The 1,609-nt window shown below is 23.1% G+C and carries 3 protein-coding genes; 1 reads left to right on the forward strand and 2 read right to left on the reverse strand.

Features of this window, described 5'->3' with window-relative positions:
* Position 1: 1 nt before the first annotated feature.
* Entirely contained in the window at positions 2–136 is a 135-nt protein-coding gene (locus D9R21_RS08725) for an IS3 family transposase (protein ID WP_126820873.1), read from the forward strand.
* A 96-nt stretch (positions 137–232) separates the two neighbouring features.
* Here the strand turns inward: D9R21_RS08725 and D9R21_RS06355 are convergent, their stop codons facing one another.
* Both D9R21_RS06355 and D9R21_RS06360 read right to left on the reverse strand, forming a co-directional pair.
* The gene (locus D9R21_RS06355) at positions 233–502 is read right to left on the reverse strand and encodes a hypothetical protein (RefSeq protein ID WP_126821528.1); all 270 of its coding nucleotides are present in this window, start codon (positions 500–502) and stop codon (positions 233–235) included.
* Between the two features lie 336 nt (positions 503–838).
* A partial coding sequence (locus tag D9R21_RS06360; protein WP_206609248.1) for a hypothetical protein occupies positions 839–1,609 on the reverse strand: 771 nt, incomplete at its 5' end.

The following is a 1,609-nucleotide window of genomic DNA, read 5'->3' on the forward strand; positions in this document are numbered from 1 at the left end:
TATAACAAAATACAAAAATTTTAATGAGCTAAAAAATATGATAGATAATTATATTGTTGAGTATAATAATTATAGAAGGGTTTTAAAATTAAAAATGCCTCCAATTCAATTTGAATTAAAAAGCATTTTAAATTAAAAAAATAATTCTCAGTTATTTGAAACTGTGCAATCAATATCATATTCTTTTTTTAATTTCTTTTTTGCTGATAACAATCCCATTTATAACACCTCTTTATTTTGTATCTTCTTTTTTAATAACATCTTCAATACTATCTTGTTTTTGTTGTTTGTTATGAGTTTTGATAAATCTAATTGTTTCAATAATTAAAACAATAACCCCAAAACCATTAAGCATTGCACCAATAATTACATATGCAGGTCAACCAATTCCTAATTTAGTTGGTCCTATAAAACAAATAATAATTCCTGCAATAAAAAACAATGATGAAACTCCAAATATTTTCAAAAACATAATTACATCTTTAATTTCTACTTTTGGCATAAAAATATCTCCTTTTTAACTTATTTTTTTTCTAAAAATTTTAATTGAATTTATCTTTAAACTTAATTTTGGACTTGAAACAGAATAAGCATCAACAAAACCATTTATTATTCTTGTATAATAAATTACTGCACCATTAACACCATTAAATATATTAAATGTACTTTTGACTGGAACTAAATTACTTTTATTTATTTCAATACAACCACCAAATTTATTTACATCACCAGCATTACTATAAACAAATGTTGTTATTTTATAATTATATTTATCAATATCAAAATCTTTTATTTGATATGTAGTAGATCCTTTTACAAAATCACTAATATTAACAACTTATCAATCATTAGTTTTTATATTTTTACCATATTCATATACTGATTTTGCAGTTGGTACTTCTTCATCTGTTGACTTATCATTAATAGTTTTTGTAATTTGTACTTGAATATTATTTTGTACTGTTCTGACTGCTTTTGTAAATCTTGGTATATCTTCCGGTTTTGGGTCATTATGAAAACTTAAATCACCAAATAAATATATATCTTTAGAACTAACATATCTTTGACAAGTAATATAATCAATTTCTAGATTAGAATTTTTTGTTAATTTATCTTGTTTTTTATCTAAATTTTCTTTTGTTTCATTTGATAAATTATCGATTTTTTTATCTAATTTGTCATCAGTTTCTATTATTTCGGTTTTTTCTTTTTCTATTAAAGCATCAACTTCTAACTGGGTATAATATGCTTCTAAATCTATCATCGTTAAATCAATATCTTCTTCCTGAAAAGTACGAAACATTTTCTTTAAAGTTGTTAAATTAGCCAATGATTTTGCATAAGTAGGCAATAGACCTTGTCATGTTGCCATATGGTCATTTTGTGAAGAATAATTAATATTACCAACACTCATATTTGCTGAAGTAAAAAACTCAATTGGAATGCGATTAAATGTTCAATGCTCAATCGTAATAAACACCATATTAATACAAATTTTCTTTAATAACGTGTCTTTAAATGTTTCAAACTTTAATTTTGAAAATGGATAGTTTAAGTAAGAATTAATCATATTTTGGGCTCTTAAAGCAAAAGTTTTAAATCATAATTC

Source organism: Spiroplasma endosymbiont of Megaselia nigra, assembly GCF_003987485.1.
GTDB lineage: Bacteria > Bacillota_I > Bacilli_A > Mycoplasmatales > Mycoplasmataceae > Spiroplasma.